Genomic DNA, 1,559 nt, shown 5'->3' on the forward strand with positions numbered 1-1,559 from the left:
TTGTGACAGCGCTCTCCAAGGGACGCGGGCGGGTGCTGGCGAAGTTGGCGGAAAAGAAGTCGAAGGAAGAAGGCGCATGAGCCTGAGAGCCTTGCTTGACAACCTGAGGATCCCGATCGTCCAGGCGCCCATGGCCGGCGCTTCCACCCCGCAGATGGCGCTGGCCGTAAGCCGCGCCGGCGGCCTGGGATCGGTCGCCGCCGCCGCCTTTGCGCCGGATGAGATAGAGGCCGCCGCGGCGCTGGTCCGGTCCGGGACCGACGCCCCGTTCGCGGTCAACCTGCTGGTTTCCGCCAGCTCCTCGCCGGAGCCGGAAATGCTGGACCGGGCTCTTGAACGCCTGCGACCCTGGTACGAAGCGCTCGGCGCAACCTTGCCCGAGCCGCCGAACCGCTTTGCCCAAGACTTTGACGCCCAGTTCGAGGCGACCCTGCGCGCAGCGCCGCCGATCGCCTCTTTCGCCTTCGACATGATCAGCCGCGAACGGATCGCAGCCTTGAAGTCGGCCGGGAGCTACGTGGTCGGCACGGCCAACACCGTCGCTGAGGCCAAGGCCTGGGCCGAGGCCGGCGCTGACGGAATCTGCGCCCAGGGCATGGAGGCCGGCGGCCACCGCGGCAACTTCCTTGCTGACGTCGACGATAGCCTGATCGGTACGATGCCGCTCGTGGCCACGGTGCTGGCCGCGGTCGACCTGCCGGTGATCGCCGCGGGGGGGATCATGGACGGGCGCGGCGTCGCGGCCACATTAGCCTTGGGGGCGGGGGCCGCGCAGATGGGCAGCGCATTCCTGGCTAGCGATCAGGCGATCACTGGTACGATCTGGCAGACCGCGATCCGCGAGGCGCCCGACGATCCCACCCGCCTGACCCGCGCCTTTTCCGGCCGTTTCGCCCGCGGTCTCGAGAACCGCTTCACGCGTGAGATGCGAAGCGTCGAGCGCGATGTGCCGGCCTATCCCGTTCAGAATCGTCTGACCCAGCCGCTGCGGGCCGCCGCGGCCAAGGTGGGCGATCCGGACATGATGTCGCTTTGGGCCGGTCAGGCGGTGAAGCTGGCGCAGCCGGGCGACGCCGGCGAAATGGTCAAACACTGGTGGGCGCAGGCCCAGGAGACGGCCCAGGCCCTGGCTGCGCAAACTGCGGCTCGCCGGCGGTCGTGAGGTATCAAAAGCCGCAAGGCTAGTTTTAGCCGGCGCACCCCCCCTCCCAAGGTCGACACGCACCGGACAGATCACGTGCTACATGCACCGGACACTTTATGTGCTTCCTACACTGTCTCAGCCCAAACCTTGACTCGCAAAGGACGGGTGGGCATACACCCCGCCTTCCACGCCGCCGGGCGACCCGCGCGGACGCGGATTTATGACGGGTTGACGCGAACGCCGCCGTTGAGATCGCGCTTCCAACTTCGGAAGGGCCGGCTCGGGTCGAAGAAGAGAACGATATGTCCAAGCGCCATAGCGCCAAGTACAAGCTCGACCGCCGGATGGGCGAAAACATCTGGGGACGCCCGAAGTCTCCGATCAACAAGCGCGCCTATGGCCCCGGCCAGCACGG

1 protein-coding gene and 1 pseudogene are annotated in these 1,559 nt (G+C 67.7%); both read left to right on the plus strand.

What is annotated here, in order from left to right; genetic code table 11:
• Window positions 1–76 precede the first annotated feature (76 nt).
• Complete coding sequence (locus tag VGI62_RS07045) at window positions 77–1,162, plus strand: NAD(P)H-dependent flavin oxidoreductase (protein WP_331503696.1); 1,086 nt, start codon at window positions 77–79, stop codon at window positions 1,160–1,162.
• A gap of 284 nt (window positions 1,163–1,446) precedes the next feature.
• A pseudogene (locus VGI62_RS07050) lies at window positions 1,447–1,559 on the plus strand (30S ribosomal protein S4); the annotation flags it as partial.

This window comes from Phenylobacterium sp., from assembly GCF_036495085.1.
Classification (GTDB): Bacteria; Pseudomonadota; Alphaproteobacteria; order Caulobacterales; family Caulobacteraceae; genus Phenylobacterium.